General features: G+C 64.6%; 11 protein-coding genes and 1 pseudogene. 6 read left to right on the top strand and 6 right to left on the bottom strand.

All coding sequences use genetic code 11. The features are described 5' to 3' along the window. Positions 1 to 206 precede the first annotated feature (206 nt). Together FBY30_RS18140 and FBY30_RS18135 are read right to left on the bottom strand one after the other, a co-directional pair. Positions 207 to 713 carry a GNAT family N-acetyltransferase gene (locus FBY30_RS18140; RefSeq protein ID WP_160141494.1) on the bottom strand — a complete coding sequence of 169 codons (507 nt, stop codon included), beginning with the start codon at positions 711 to 713 and terminating at the stop codon, positions 207 to 209. A 116-nt stretch (positions 714 to 829) separates the two neighbouring features. Continuing rightward, the gene (locus FBY30_RS18135; RefSeq protein ID WP_142133975.1) at positions 830 to 1303 is read right to left on the bottom strand and encodes a winged helix-turn-helix transcriptional regulator; all 474 of its coding nucleotides are present in this window, start codon (positions 1301 to 1303) and stop codon (positions 830 to 832) included. A gap of 198 nt (positions 1304 to 1501) precedes the next feature. Between FBY30_RS18135 and FBY30_RS18130 the strand changes: the two genes are divergently transcribed. Both FBY30_RS18130 and FBY30_RS18125 read left to right on the top strand, forming a co-directional pair. Beyond that, positions 1502 to 2536: a TDT family transporter gene (locus tag FBY30_RS18130; protein WP_142133974.1), complete on the top strand. Its 1035-nt coding sequence runs from the start codon at positions 1502 to 1504 to the stop codon at positions 2534 to 2536. 227 nt (positions 2537 to 2763) lie between these two features. Beyond that, a pseudogene (locus tag FBY30_RS18125) lies at positions 2764 to 3657 on the top strand (LacI family DNA-binding transcriptional regulator); the annotation flags it as partial. Positions 3658 to 3681: 24 nt separating this feature from the next. Here FBY30_RS18125 and FBY30_RS18120 read toward each other — a convergent pair. Beyond that, on the bottom strand, positions 3682 to 5757 hold the full coding sequence (locus tag FBY30_RS18120) for an acyltransferase family protein (RefSeq protein ID WP_142133972.1): 2076 nt from the start codon (positions 5755 to 5757) through the stop codon (positions 3682 to 3684). Between the two features lie 167 nt (positions 5758 to 5924). Between FBY30_RS18120 and FBY30_RS20735 the strand changes: the two genes are divergently transcribed. The 4 genes from FBY30_RS20735 to FBY30_RS18100 all read left to right on the top strand — a co-directional run bounded on the left by FBY30_RS20735 (position 5925) and on the right by FBY30_RS18100 (position 10741). Next, positions 5925 to 6521, top strand: coding sequence for a hypothetical protein (locus FBY30_RS20735; RefSeq protein ID WP_160141493.1), 597 nt, complete (start codon positions 5925 to 5927; stop codon positions 6519 to 6521). 1 nt (position 6522) lies between these two features. Then, positions 6523 to 8700 carry a bifunctional polysaccharide deacetylase/glycosyltransferase family 2 protein gene (locus FBY30_RS18110; RefSeq protein WP_142133971.1) on the top strand — a complete coding sequence of 726 codons (2178 nt, stop codon included), beginning with the start codon at positions 6523 to 6525 and terminating at the stop codon, positions 8698 to 8700. A gap of 101 nt (positions 8701 to 8801) precedes the next feature. Next, complete coding sequence (locus FBY30_RS18105) at positions 8802 to 9695, top strand: SMP-30/gluconolactonase/LRE family protein (RefSeq protein ID WP_142133970.1); 894 nt, start codon at positions 8802 to 8804, stop codon at positions 9693 to 9695. A 14-nt stretch (positions 9696 to 9709) separates the two neighbouring features. After that, a complete protein-coding gene (locus FBY30_RS18100) occupies positions 9710 to 10741 on the top strand; it encodes an aldo/keto reductase (RefSeq protein WP_142133969.1) in 1032 nt (343 codons plus the stop codon). Between the two features lie 31 nt (positions 10742 to 10772). Here the strand turns inward: FBY30_RS18100 and FBY30_RS18095 are convergent, their stop codons facing one another. The 3 genes from FBY30_RS18095 to FBY30_RS18085 form a co-directional block, all read right to left on the bottom strand. Next, positions 10773 to 11015 carry a hypothetical protein gene (locus FBY30_RS18095; protein ID WP_142133968.1) on the bottom strand — a complete coding sequence of 81 codons (243 nt, stop codon included), beginning with the start codon at positions 11013 to 11015 and terminating at the stop codon, positions 10773 to 10775. Between the two features lie 19 nt (positions 11016 to 11034). Continuing rightward, complete coding sequence (locus FBY30_RS18090; RefSeq protein ID WP_142133967.1) at positions 11035 to 12468, bottom strand: flotillin family protein; 1434 nt, start codon at positions 12466 to 12468, stop codon at positions 11035 to 11037. A 247-nt stretch (positions 12469 to 12715) separates the two neighbouring features. Continuing rightward, on the bottom strand, positions 12716 to 13504 hold the full coding sequence (locus FBY30_RS18085; RefSeq protein ID WP_142133966.1) for an IclR family transcriptional regulator: 789 nt from the start codon (positions 13502 to 13504) through the stop codon (positions 12716 to 12718). Between the last annotated feature and the right edge of the window lie 87 nt (positions 13505 to 13591).

Raw genomic sequence — 13591 nt, 5'->3', positions numbered from 1 at the left:
TATCCCTAGCGTTTTGAGGCAATGGGGGTTTCGAGACACCCTAGGTGCACGTAGCTACGGGCTTTGGTTTTGGAAGCACTTTCCTTCCCGCCTTGTAGTTGTGCCGTAGCCAATCGGCCGTGGCTTACGAAAGGGCCACTGTCGTGGTTGGAGCGAGACGAATAGCCCACGTCAGAGATGGACGCTTTCTGTCCGCGGTCGGATGTCTATTCCAGGCCGACAATGGATGGGGGCGGCATAGGCTCAAGATGTTTTGCGAAGCAGATTGAAGTCGGGATGGCGTGCTCGTAGGGAGGGTAGGTTGGTATCCGCTGGTATCCAAGTTTCCGGTAAAGGGCTTCAGCTTCGGCCTGCTTGCCGCCGGTTTGGAGGATAACGCGGCGGGCGCCGGCGCGGGCGGCAATCCTCTCAAGTTCAGCCATGAGTACGGTGGCTGCGCCAGTACCTCTGGCTGCAGGGTCTGTAATGACCCTCTTGACCTCCCACTGGCCGTTCAACTGGCGAAGAGCACCGTGCGCTATGGGTTCACCGACGGCGTTGAGTACCAGCACGTTGGCAATGAAATCCTGTGGTGGCACGGACAAGGCTTCCCTGGCAGCTTCGGAAAGCTGTGGCTCCTTTTCGGTAGCGTAGCGGGCGAGAAGCTCGTTGGTTAGCAGCCCCCGTAGGCGGACTGCTCTTGGGTCTTCATAGTCAACAATTTCGAGTGTCACTGCCGCTGGATTACCGGACATCTAACTCCTCTTGATGTGCGTCATGTCAACATTCGATGGTTCGTGCGGATGCAGGGGACGACCTAGGCGTGTTCAGTTTTTCGAATTTTCCTCTACTAAGTCACGGGGGTCACGTCGGCCGCTGACACGAGCGGCCCCAGCATTAGGCTGCCCACTTTAAATTCCTCGCCGCATTCCGCGCAGGTCAGCACCGGTTTCAAGTTGGCCCCGCAACTGTGCCGGTAGGAGGCGCGTGGTGTCTCGTCGCGCATCCAGGTGCTGCTCCACGCTGCGAGTGATACGAGGATGGGAGCAACCTCGGCCCCTGACTTTGTGAGGTGGTACTCATGGCGCGGGGGGCGCTCAGAATACTGGATGCGCTCGATAATGCCGTGGTCTTCCAAGGTCCGTAGCCGGCTTGTCAGGATGTCACGGGAAGCACCGGTATTGACGGCTATCTGGTCGAAACGATGGACCCCCAAGGACATTTCCCGAAGGGCCAGTAGTGCCCACCGCTCACCCAGCACCTCAAGTCCTGCTGCGATGAAGCATGCCCTAGGCCGCGTCTTCGCTATATCGGTCGGTTTCATGACTTCCCTGCTTTCAGTGCTTTCTCCAAGCATACAAGTAAGTTGGAATTTCCAACCTCCTCCACTAATCTGACTTTCGAGGGCCGCAGCATCCGCGTCGCCGCCCTGATTGAGACCAGGAGAATTCATGCCACTGCTGTCTGGCGCCGTTGCCCGCCCGCTCCTTGCATTTCCCCATCAACCGAATGCGTTGGCACGATGACGCAAAGTGCCAGCACTATTGCCGTGGCGCCGGCCACCCAAGACCCTCTCCAGTCGCCAGCGGCTAAGCCGGGAGTGCATGCTCTGAGCCGTTTTGGCATTCCATTGGGGCTGGCAGGACTGGGCGGCGGCTGGTCCGCCGCGAGGAGCTACCTCGCAGCCCCCCTCTGGCCGGAGGAAATTCTCTACGCAACAGCCACGGCGATGTGGTTGGTCCTGACCGCTACGTACGTGTTCCGGGGCCTGCGGCGGAAAGGAACATTCCGTTCTGATCTCAAGCACGAGGTGGCAGGGCCTTTCGCCTCCTTCGTTCCATTGGTCGGGATCCTGCTTTCCTCCCACTACAGCCAGTACTTGCCGCCCTGGGGTTTATGGGTGTGTGGCGCGTTCATCGCCGCGCTGGCCATCGTCGCAGCCCAACTCCTCGCCCACTGGGTCACTGGCGGGGTATCCATGCAGTCCATCCATCCCGGCTACCTGCTACCCGTCGTAGCCGGATCCTTTGTCGCCAGCATCGGATTCTCCATCATCCACGCCCATGATGCCGCCATAGCCACGTTTGGTGTTGGCATGTTCTTTTGGCTTCTCGTTGGAACGGTCGTCACCGTCCGGCTCATGACCGGTGGCGAACTGACACCCGCAGCCAAGCCCGGACTCACCGCATACCTGGCTGCCCCTGCAACAGCGAATATCGCGTGGATGGTCTCACACCCCGGTCCGATGGGCGCCGTGCAGCTCGGCCTCACCGGCGTTCTGGCAATCATGACGCTCCTGCAGGTCATGCTCCTCGCCGAGTACCGCAAGCTCCGGTTCACGCCAGCTTTCTGGGTGTTTACCTTCCCCGTGGGTGCAACCACCAACTACGCCATCCGCTGGCTCGCGGCGACCAGCCTCCCGGGCCGGGAAATTTATGCTTGGACCATTCTGGGTCTCGCCACAGCCTTCACCCTCGCCATTGCCGCCCGCACCGCAGCATCTAGAAGTAGCCGCATACAGCGAGACAAGTCCCACACTGTAAACGAAGGCGGCTGACCCTGTTTTAGGGTCGCATGGCGCGAATTGACCAGGCCCGAAGCGAGGGTAATGAACTCACCCTCCCCGTCTCGTATCTCTTGGGATACGAGACGTCTCACCGGCCCTGTTCCTTAAGATCCTGGTTCCTGTGAAATCTCGCGGCTTTCTTTGCGTCCGGCGATTCTCATAACTATGTCTCGAAACCTTCTGCTTGAATCGACGTACCAATCACTAGTTATGAGACACATCGGGTCCTTCAAGCCGCGCGTGACCTCGGGTATGAGTCCAGCCTGGTAGCCAGCAGCATGCGTTCCCGCAAGACGGGCGTTATCGGAGTGCTGGTGGCAGACTTCGAGCCCTTCAGTGCCGAGATCCTGAAGGGCGTCGGCTCCGCCCTCAGCGGTTCCCGCTACGACCTGTTGGCGTACAGCGGGTCGAGCCAGCTCTCCTCCGAGGGCTGGGAACGGCGCTCGCTCAGCCGCTTAAGCGGCACCCTCATCGACGGCGCGATCATGGTGACGCCCACGGTGGTGAACGTCACCGCGGATGTGCCGATCGTGGCTGTGGACCCGCACACCGGCCGTGCCGACCTGCCGACAGTGGAAGCGGACAACCTGGGCGGAGCCCGTGATGCGACCAGGTTCCTGATGGGCCTGGGCCACCGGCGGATCGGTTTCGTTGCCGGCCGGCCCGACCTCCGTTCTGCCATTGCAAGGGAGGCGGGTTACCGCCGCGCCCTCTCCGAAGGCGGCCTTCCCTTCGACCCAACCCTGGTCGAAGTCGGCAATTACGACCCCGAATATGCCCGCAAGGCGGCACACCGGCTTCTCAGCAGGCACGACCGCCCGACGGCGGTCTTCGCTGCCAACGACCTCTCTGCCATCGTGGTCATAGCGGTGGCCCGCGAGTTGGGAATACAGGTACCCGGTGAGCTTTCGGTGGTGGGCTTTGACGATAGTCCTGAAGCAGCGCGGCATGCCCTGCCGCTCACGACGGTGCACCAGCCCATGAGCCGCATGGGGGCCTCGGCAGCTGCCCTTGTGGTGGCGCTGATGAATGGCGAGACGCCTGAAACCACCCAACTCAAGATGCCGACACGGCTGATTGTCCGAAGCACCACGGCCCCGCCTGCTCCTTGAGATGCCAGGGCTTCCCGTGCGCCCCTAACTCAGGCCCAGTGCGACGGCCAGCTCCGGCCCCAGTGACTTCGCAAAGGTATTCGTCATGTGGTTGTCCCGGTAGACCAAAACATTGCCGATGACGGCAGGGCAAACGCCGTCCCGGCAAAACAGCTTCGACAGGTCCACAACTTCGACGCCGTTAATCCGGCCGGCTGCCGACACAAGCGCGTCCTCGCTGTCCATGAGGGCTTCGGAAACGGGCGTGGCACAGGCGCCGCCGTCCGCGTGCTTTTGAACGCATTCCACGGGGTTGCCTTGGGGATATGGCAGGTCCGCGACGACGGCGACGCGCAGCCCGGCAGCGCGCAGGCGGGAAAGTGACTGGACATAACCATCCAGGAGTGGGGCATCCGGCCCCCAGGACCATCCAAGCGCCTTGCGGTACCCCGCTTCGCGCATCCCGGCAACCAGGACAAGGTCCGGTTTTGCTGCGGCGATTTTTTCCGCCGTTACAGCGTTTTGGGTCGAGCAGTTAGTGTACAGGGTGGCGGCAGACCGCGGGGGCGTCAGCGCAAACGGACAGCCATTGCGCACCATGGCGTGGATCCTGAGCGGAATCTTCCTTGCCACGGCGATGAGGGGGTCCACGAACTGGCCGGCATGGGAATCCCCGACAACCACCACTACCGGGGCACTTTGCTCTGCCGTTGATCCGAACCAGCAATCCGTGTCGGGCACCAGAGTGGGGTCGTACACCCCACAGGCCCCTGCGCTTGTGGCGGGCACGTCCTGCATGGCAACAGAGGGTTCGGGGCGAATGGGCAGGCCGGCGGGCACCGGCGAGGGCCGGCCAGACCACGCCTGCGCACCGGGGTAATCGTGGTCGGACAGTTCGGTGGACAACTGCGCGCGCTTGAACTCGATAACCTGCCAGGGCGCCCACGCTGCCACGGACACCACCATCGCCCCGCAAAGCGCCATCGCATAGACCCGTCGGTATGCGCGCCAGCCGGCATGCCCTGCGTGGTGCCGGAAGCGCTGCTCCACGAAGTGGTAGGAGGCGGTGGCGAGGACAAGGCTGACGACGGCGAGGAGCAGTGCTTCCCTGATGCGCGGTGTGCGGCCCAGCAGTGCCACTGCGAAAACGATGACGGGCCAGTGCCACAGGTACAGGGAATACGACACGTCTCCAACGAACGTCATGGGCCGGATGCCAAGGACCCTCGAAGCGGACCAGGAAACGCCCGTGGACAGGCTGCCCGTCCGAAGCAGGATGGCGGTGCCGAGCACTGGAATGGCGGCGATGCTCCCGGGGAACGCCATGTCGGTGCTGAAGAGGAAGGCAGGCGCGACAATGGCACAGACGCCCAACCACCCGCTGAGCGCGGAAAGACGGGCGGAGCCCTTCAGCCTGGTTGGGAGAAGGGCCGCAAGGCCGCCGACGGCGAGTTCCCAGATTCTGGTGGTGGTGGCAAAGTACGCCATGGTGTGCTCGTGGTCGCTCAGGTAAATGCTGTAAGCGAACGACGCCAAGGCAGTCCCCGACAGGGCCGGGACAATGAACCGGCCGGCCTTTTGCCCTGCGGACTGGGCCGCAGCGATCAGGCCAAGGAAGAAGAACGGGATGACGAGGTAAAACTGCTCCTCGACGGCGAGGGACCAGAAGTGCTGCAGCGGAGATACTTCCTGCGTCGCACCCGCATAGGACACGGCGGAAAGTGCCTGGTGCCAGTTCTGTACCTGGAGCAGCGAGAACAGGACATCGGAGGAGATGTTCTGCCAGCGGCTTGGGGCAAGCAGCAGGACAGCGCCGGCCAGGACTGCCGCCAAAACAACCGCCGACGCCGGAAACAGCCGCCGGATGCGGCGGGCGTAAAAGTCGAGGACGGAAATGGACGCGTTCTTCGCCGCTTCCCTTGCAAGGGAGCCAATGATCAGGAAACCGGAGACCACGAAGAATACGTCGACTCCTACGAATCCGCCCGGCAGGGCTTCCGGCCGAAGATGGTAGATCACCACTATCCCTACAGCCAGCGCCCGAAGGCCCTGGATGTCCGGCCTGGGCCCATGGCTGCTCCGGGTCTGCGCCCGGCGGCCCCTAACCGCGGCGTGCCTCATTGCTCCCCCTCCAAAACAACGCTGTCAACCTCCGCCCTGAAGGGGGATTCAAGGCGAGTGAGGCTCGCCGACAGCCGATTTTATCCGAAGACCATATCCAGCAGGGCCGGGCACGGACGGGGTAGGTTTTGTGGTAGGCATTTTGGGCCCCCTAAGGTTGATGCTCGATGAAAGCCCCTGAGAAGACTTCCGATCAGCCGCGCGCCGAATCTGCCCGCGGACCCGTTTTTGTTGATGCCTCGGGCCGGCGCCTGCGGCGCATCCAGTTGATCGGACTGGGGGTCGTCGGGCTGGTGGCGGCTTACGTCATCCTGGTGCTGGCCGCATTTATTGGCGGTTCCGGGGTGTCCGCGCCTTTCCTGCCCCTGCCGGCCGCCGCCGGGCCGCGCGAAACTCCGTCAAGCCCGCCGCCTGTAGATCCACGGGCCGGCCTGACCGGGCCGGCTATTCCGGTTGTTGAGCAGTCCCCGGCGGCCGTCCCGCTGCCTGCCTCTGCTGTTACTGCCGTACCTCCGGTGGCGGGTCCCGCCGTCGTACCCGCCGCGCCAGCCGCCCCCGCGCCTGCCCCCGCCGCTGCTCCGGTTCCGGCTCCAGCGCCGGCAGCGGCCGGGACCGCCGCTGCTTCCGGTGCAACTGCCCCGGGCTCCAGCGGAACAGCACCTGGCTCAAGTGGAACGGCGCCGGGCTCCAGTGGCACCGCTCCCGGTGCGAGCGGCTCGGCTCCGGGCCAGACCACACGGCCCACCGCCCCTGCGCACCAGTAGCATGATCCGCCTGAATAAGGGTTCCCGACCCGCCAAGAGCAACGTCCCCGCCAATGTCAGGGCGCATTGGTTTGTCCTTCTCGCCACCCTGATGGCCCTGGGCCTCGCCCTCGCAGTGCAGGGTTACATCCATCACCTGGGCGGCGCGCCGGGGGACTCCCTGCCGCCGGACAAAGCCGCAGGCTCCGTCCCCACAACGCTCGCGCACGGCGGCCCCGTGGTTGATTCGCGTGGCGGCGCCGTCACCACCGTGAGCCCGCCGGACCGGACCATTGCCCTGACGTTTGACGACGGGCCGGACCCGGTATGGACCCCCCGAATCCTCGACGTCCTTCGGGAACACCACGTCCATGCCACCTTCTTCGTCGTTGGTTCCGCCGCCGTGGACAACCCGGACCTTTTGCGCCGCATTGTGGCCGAAGGCCACGAAGTGGGTGTCCACACGCTGACCCATACAGACCTCGGCACAGCACCGCAGTGGCGCCGCGAACTGGAGGTGCAGGGCGGACAGGATGCGATTGTGGGAGTCACCGGCCAGGCGGCCTCGCTGCTGCGCCCGCCTTACACGGCCGGCAACGGCGCCATAACGAACGGCATGTGGTCCGCAATGCATGGACTGGCGGATGAGGGTTACCTCACCGTGCTGAGCAGCCTGGACAGCGAGGACTGGCAAACCCCGGGGACCAAAGCGATCGAAGCCAACCTGGCACCGCCAGGCCCGCAGGGGCAGGTGGTCCTCATGCACGATGGCGGCGGCGACAGGGAGCAGACCGTCGCCGCGCTGGACTCCGCCCTGTCCCGTTTCGCCGACCAGGGGTACCGCGTCACCACGGTAGGCGACGCCGTGGGCGTTGACACCATGCGCCCCGCCTCAAGCATCGAACAGCTGCGCGGATCCGCGCTGGTGTGGGGTATGCGCCTCAGCGATTTCGTGGTCTGGGCCATCTCCTTGGGGCTCGTTGCCGCCGGCGTGGTGACATTCCTCCGGGCCATCCTGGTCATGTTCTTCGCGTCGCGCCACAGCCGTGCTGCACGCCGTCTCCCTTCAGCCGGTCGCGGCCGCCGACGGGTGGACGTTATGGTGGGCCCGGCGGTCACCGAACCGGCAACAGTGATAGTCCCCGCCTACAACGAGTCCGCCGGTATCGAAGCCGCCGTCCGGTCCATCGTTGCTTCCACCCACCCGGTTGAGGTCATCGTGGTGGACGACGGTTCCACCGATGGAACCGCGGACATCGTGCAGGCCCTCGGCCTCCCCGGCGTGACCGTCATCCGCAAGGAGAATGGCGGCAAACCATCCGCCCTGAACGCCGGCATACAGGCGGCCAGCCACGATCTGGTGGTGATGGTGGACGGGGACACCGTCTTCGAACCGGACACGGTGCGTGCCCTCATCCAGCCCTTCGCCGATCCCCGCGTGGGGGCCATCTCCGGCAACACCAAGGTGGCTAACCGGGGAGGCATCCTGGGTGCCTGGCAGCACATCGAGTACGTGGTGGGCTTCAACCTGGACCGCAGGTTGTTCGACGTCGCTGAGTGCATGCCCACCGTCCCCGGCGCCATTGGTGCCTTCCGCCTCGAAGCCCTCCGCAACGTGGGGGGTGTCAGCGACGATACCCTCGCGGAGGACACCGACTTGACCATGGCGCTGTGCCGCGATGGCTGGCGCGTGGTCTACCAGGAGAATGCCAGGGCCTGGACGGAGGCGCCGGCGACCCTTGGCGCCCTCTGGAAGCAGCGGTACCGCTGGTGCTACGGCACCTTGCAGGCAATGTGGAAGCACCGGGGCGCCGTCGTGCAGGGCGGGGCAGCCGGAAAGCTGGGCCGCCGCGGGCTTGGCTACCTGCTGGTCCTCCAGGTGCTGCTGCCCCTCTTCGCGCCCATCGTCGACGTCTTTGCCCTGTACGGACTCGTCTTCCTCGACCCCCTGCGGATCGCGGTTTTGTGGCTGGTCTTCCTTGCAGTTCAATTCCTGATGGCGGCGTACGCGTTCAGGCTGGACCGGGAACGGCTCGGACTGCTTTGGACACTTCCCCTGCAGCAGTTCGTCTACCGGCAGCTGATGTACCTCGTGGTCATCCAAGCTGTAGTTACGGCCGTGGCCGGAGTCCACCTGCGGTGGCACCGGATGGAAAGGTACGGCAGCCTGCGCGTCCCGCAGACCCAGGGCCACGCCTAGGGTAAGTTTTTCCTATAGGATTCGTGGCTTCCCGATCCGGGACGCCGCCCACGTCGCCGTTTTCCGGCGGCGGCAGGCATCCCGAATGCAAAGGAGCTCCCTTGGCTGGCGAACTGACCATCGGCGGGTTGGAGTGCCTCTTCACAGGCACGGTGTGGGCCGAGGGGCCGTTGTGGGTGCCCTCCTCGCAGACCGTGCGCTGGAGCGACATCCCGAATGACCGGATTCTTGAGTTCGATCCAGCCACCGGCAGCACCCGCGAATATGCCGTCGGCGTCGAATACACCAACGGCCGCACACTCGACGCCGATGGCAGCGTGGTGCAGTGCAGCCACGGCCGGCGCCGGGTGGAGCGGGACAGCGAAGGGACCGTAACAGCCCTGGTGGACTCCTTCGAGGGCCGGCGGCTGAACTCACCCAACGACGTGGTGGTGGCCCGCGACTCCAGCATCTGGTTCACGGACCCGCCGTACGGCATCCTGCCGGGCACAAGGGAAGGCCACGAGGGCGAGCAGGAGTACGGCGGCTGCAACGTCTTCCGCTTCGAGCCGGCCACCGGAACGCTCACTGCCGTCATCACGGACCTGGTACACCCCAACGGGCTGGCTTTCTCGCCTGATGAGTCTGTCCTCTACGTCGCGGACACCGCCGGTCCCAGTTATGGAGTACCCCTGCGAATCGCCACCTACAGTGTGGGCCAGGGCCAGTGCTGCGACCGGACCGGCACTTTGGAGCTGGAGGACGGCCATCCGGCAGACGGCTTGAGGGTGGACGTCGAAGGCAGGATCTGGACCTCGGCCGGCCCTTCGGTCCGTATCTATTCACCGTCCTTTGAACTCCTGGACACCATCGCCGTGCCGGAAACGGTGTCCAACCTGTGCTTCGGCGGTCCGGACGGGCAGGACCTCTACCTCACGGCAACCACCAGCCTGTACCGGATCCGCACCACCACCACGGACGCGGCCGCCCGCACCTTTTCGCCCAACCCCAACTGATCGCGAGGACTCCCATGCAGTACCGGACTTTAGGAAACAGCGGCACCATCGTCACCAACTACGCCTTGGGCACCATGACCTTTGGCGCAGAGGCGACGGAGGAAACCTCCCATGCCATCCTGGACAGCTACTTCGAGGCCGGCGGCAACTTCATCGACACCGCGGACGTATACAGCGCGGGAGTGTCGGAAGAAATCATCGGCCGGTGGCTGGCCAAGCGGCCCGAAGCCAGGGACAGCGCTGTGGTCGCCACCAAGGGGCGCTTCCCCATGGGGACGGCACCGAACGACGTCGGGACGTCCCGCCGGCGCCTGACGCGCGCCCTGGACAATTCCCTCCGCCGCCTGGGCGTGGAACAGATCGACCTTTACCAGATGCACGCATGGGACCCGATCACCCCGCTGGAGGAGACCCTCCGTTTCCTGGACGACGCGGTGGGTAGCGGCAAGATTGCCTACTACGGTTTTTCCAACTTCCTGGGCTGGCAGCTCACCAAGGCCGTCCACGTGGCCCGCAGCCAGGGCTGGAACCCGCCCGTGAGCCTGCAGCCGCAGTACAGCCTGCTGGTCCGGGACATCGAGTTCGAAATCGTTCCGGCCGCGCTCGACGCCGGGGTTGGCCTGCTGCCTTGGTCGCCGCTGGGCGGGGGCTGGCTGTCCGGCAAGTACAAGCGGGACCAGCGCCCGTCCGGTGCAACCCGGCTCGGCGAGAACCCGGAACGGGGGATGGAGGCCTGGAAGGCGCGCAACGAGAACCCGCGGACCTGGGCAGTTCTCGACGCCGTTGCGGACATTGCCTCTGCCCACGGCGTCAGCCAGTCGCAGGTGGCGCTCGCTTGGTTGGCGGACCGGCCTGCAGTGACCTCCGTGATCCTGGGAGCCCGCACCACGGAGCAGTTGGCCGACAACCTGGCCGCCGCCGAACTGGAACTCACTAAAGACGAGATCTCCCGTCTCACGCAGGCCAGCCAGCCCGAAACCGGCGTCTATCCCTACGGGCCGATGGCCCAGGAGCAGCGCAGCCGCAAGAGGGAGGGCGGCCGGTAGCACCTCCGGGGCAGGCCGGACGTGCTCGGGCTTACTCTGCATGCCTGAGCACGTCCGGCAGTTCGTCCACATACACCGTTTGTGGCGGGTCGAAGTAGATCACCAAGACTTCAGCGCCCACCGGGAAGTCACTGGACTTGTCGAACGGGTGGGCGTGGAAGGCCATGATGCCGCCAAGATAGGGCAGCATGACTTCGCCGATGGTGTCCGGGGCGATCCGCCCGGTCACCCGGCCGATTTTTCCGGTCAGGCTTCGATCAACGTTCTTGCGCATCCAGTGATCCTCAAACCCGCTAGGAGCCCTGTGCCCTGGCCGGGCGCTTGGCGTCTTCGCCCTTGCGCAGCGCGGACGCGAGGGCGGGGAGGTAGTCGCCTGCCTGGGCCAGGATTCCGCCCAGCATCTGGTTGACGCCCTCTCCGCCGTTCAGGACGGTCATGTTGCCCACGTGGGAGAAAGGCTCGGCCGCCGCGGCAATGATGGCCGGCATGTTTTCGGCAAGCTGCTGGGATATGACTGCGTCCTGGTTAGTGCCCAACGCTTCGGCGCGCGCCTTGATGCCGTCCGCCTCGGCGAGTGCCTTGGCCTTGATCGCCGAGGCCGCGGCATCACCCTTGGCCCTGGTGGCGGAGGCTTCGGCTTCGCCGGTGACCTTGGTGGCCCCCGCCGTGGCGGCGGCTGCGGTGGCGTTCGCCTGGGCCAGCAGTTCCGTCCGCCTCGCGTTGGCCTGGGCTTCCAGCTCGGTACGGCGGGCCAGTGCCTCCGCGGCGCTGATGTCCGCAGCCTTCTTGCCCTCCGCTTCGGTCCGTGTGGCATAGGCCTTGGCATCGGCTGGCTTCCTGACAATGGTTTGGAGCTTCTGTTCCTCCCGGTCTGCCTCGAGCTTGGCCACCTCCGTTTCCTGGACCACCACCTGCTGCCTTGCCGTCGCTTCGGCCAGCGGCCCGGCCTGGGAGGCGTTTGCCCTGGCGCGCTCGGCGTTGGCCTGCGCCACGGATTGCCTGATCGCGGAAGCGCTCTGCGCGTCAGCAATCAACGCTGCCGCCTCGGCTTCCTTCTCCGCCGCTTCCCGGTTCCGGGTGGCCTCGGCGATCCGGGCCTCCATCTTCACCTGGGCGATATGCGGCTTGGCGATGTTCTGGATGTAGCCCGTCGGGTCCTGGAGGTCCTTGATCTGCAGGGAGTCCACCACCAAGCCCAGCTTCTCCATCTCCACTCCACTGGCGCTGCGCACTTGGGAAGCGAGCTTGTCCCGTTCGCGGATAATCTCCTCCACGGTCATGCTGCCGATAATGGAGCGCAGGTGGCCCTCGAAGACGTTATATACCTGGCTTTCCATTTTTGGCTGCTGGCCCAGGAAACGGCGGGCCGCATTGGCGATAAACGGTGGGGCATCACCAATTTTGTAAATGACCACGCCCTCCACAATGACCTGGATGCCCTGGGAAGTAACGCAGGAAACCTTGAGCTCGGTTTCATTCAATGTCAGCGACAGCGGCCGCACCGTCTGGAGGCCGGGCAGGACCAGGGCACCTTTGCCGGTGACGATCTTGAAGTCCATTCCTTCCCGGGTTTCCAGGGTTCCGCGGGTCAACCCGGAAATTATGAGGGCCTCATTGGGTTCAGCTACTTTCCACATCAGCTTTGTGGCCAACCAGATAAAGGCGATGGCAAAAAGTACCCCCAAAATGATGGAAATAAGCGGGAAGAACGGCGCAAAGTCCGGCATAACCAGATCCTTTCGATGCCCTGAAGTGTCATCAGGGAAAAGCCCTAACAAATGCAGCCGTCCATTTACCGCAGCGTTGAAGTGCCCTCAATTCCGGCGTTCAAGGCCAGCTGTTGTAGACAGTCTGGTTGGGCCCCGCCCAAGAGTCCAGAGATGGGCTGATATTTGCCTGCGGCAACGGAAAAAGACTGACGACGGCGGCACGCGGCTTTCGTGGCCAGGCCCCGGGCCGCCGGGGCGGACCACGTCAAGAGGGGAGGCTTTCCTCCCGGTAGCCAAGGGCTGCGCTGGCTGCCCTGGCCGCGTCCGCCACCGCCGGACCCAGCCGCCCGACGTCGTCCGGGCCAACGCGCTGGGTGGGAAACCCGACGCCCAGGACTGCGGCCAGGCGCCCGGCGTGGTTGAAGACCGGAGCGCTGATGGAGCCCACGTCCGAGTTCCGCTCGCCGAAGGCCGCATAAAAGCCAGCCGCTTTCGCGTTGTTGACCTGGCTGTCGAGTTTCTCCCACGTATCCGGCGTCGCCGGGGTGTAGCTGGTCAGCTCCGTGTCCTCGAGGGCCTGGCGGGCTTCGGGATCGTAAGCAAGGAAGATCTTTCCCGGAGCCCCGGCATGCATCGGCATGACTTGCCCCACGAGGAAGGGCCGCATCACCACGTGGCGGGTTTCGGCCACTGCAACCACAGTGCGGAAGGCGCCGTCCCGCATGTACAGGCAAGCCGTCTCTCCGGTCCGGTCACGCAGTTCCTGCAGGAAGGGATGGACCAGGCGGACCACATCGAGGCCGAACGTGCCGGGGGTGGCCCACTGGACCAGGCGCAATCCGATCCGGTAGCGGTCTCCGTCGCGGTCAAGGAACCCTTCCCGGACCATGTTCTGCACCAGCCGTTGGCATGTACTCGACGGCAGTCCCGTTTCCCGGACGATCTGCTGGAGAGTTGGTTCCGGGAATTCAATGGAAAAGCAGTTCAGAATCTCGCTGACTTTGCGCAGCACCAGGAGGGGCTGCGCGGATCCGCTGCTTCGCTCTGACGCCAACGTCTTTGTCCCTTGTCTCCAGTGATTTTGCCGGTGTGAGTGGTCATTCTATGGCGCCGCGCCTGGTCAAGATAATCGTTGACATAG

It is taken from the genome of Arthrobacter sp. SLBN-83 (assembly GCF_006715285.1).
Lineage (GTDB): Bacteria > Actinomycetota > Actinomycetes > Actinomycetales > Micrococcaceae > Arthrobacter.
This window is presented reverse-complemented; position numbering and strand designations above follow the sequence as displayed.